Raw genomic sequence first — 1,071 nt, 5'->3', positions numbered from 1 at the left:
CAATATCAGTCAGTAACGTTATTTAATTCAAATTTTGGTTTTTCAATGCCCGAAATATATTGTTTACCTAATTCTTGTAAGTTCATTGCACCTACTCGGTCATCATTAGTTCTAAATCCGCAATTCACACACTTATATTCATGTAAGGAATGATTGCGGTTTTCTTTTCTAATCTGACCACATCGAGGACAACGTTGACTGGTATACTTTGCAGACACAATTAACACTTGACTTTGATTTCTTTGAGCCTTGTAAATTAATTTAGTCTGTAAATCGTAAAATGACCATGAGTGCAATTCTCTAGTTTGTCCTTTATTGGAATTAGATTTTTCAAAAGTAACATTAGTTAAGTCTTCTAAGACAAACAAAGTATTTTGACCATATCGTTCAACAAGTGTCTTAGATAAGCAGTGATTAATATCTGCCATCCAACGGTTCTCTTGATGCTCTAGTCGTTTTAACTTTCTTTTAGCTGACTTAGTTCCTTTAGCTTGTAATTTACTTCGTAAATAAGCATACTTTTTACGCTTATATGCAATACTTTTACCGCTAACAAAGTTAGTCTTACCTTTTTCATCATAAGCAGTTGTGAGAAAACGTAATCCTCTATCAATGCCAACTACATGTTGATTATCTTCTTTTTGCCATTCACTAATTGCTTTAGTATATGACATGTGTAAAAACCAATGACCTTTAAGACAGACTAATTTGGCAGTACCTAATTTAATATCCTTATCTTCTAAGGAAAATGGTAAGTAAGTAGCATTAAAAGGGACTTTAATACGTTTACCAAGAACGTTAATTGAAATTTTAGTTCCCTTTTGAACAAAGGAATAGTTATAAGAACGTACATAATCAGCTTGTGGTCTAGAAAACTTAATCGGTTTTCGTAACCATTCCAAATCACGAGGAATATGCTTCCAAATATTTTTGCCAGTTTTAGGGTCAATCTCATCCGTTTTATACTTAAATGGTCTTTGTTTTAATTGAGTTTCAACTGTTCTATATCTAGCACTTACAGTTCTAAATACGGATTGAACCATTAAAGAATTAAGGTCGCTTTTTGACCGC

General features: G+C 32.5%; 1 protein-coding gene. It reads right to left on the bottom strand.

Translation table 11 applies throughout. The features are described 5' to 3' along the window. Window positions 1–5: 5 nt before the first annotated feature. Window positions 6–1,071: RNA-guided endonuclease TnpB family protein (locus JCM10991_RS11755; RefSeq protein WP_025021595.1), on the bottom strand; the 1,066-nt coding region annotated here is incomplete at its 5' end.

Source organism: Ligilactobacillus equi DSM 15833 = JCM 10991 (assembly GCF_000615765.1).
GTDB classification, from domain to species: Bacteria; Bacillota; Bacilli; order Lactobacillales; family Lactobacillaceae; genus Ligilactobacillus; species Ligilactobacillus equi.
This window is presented reverse-complemented; position numbering and strand designations above follow the sequence as displayed.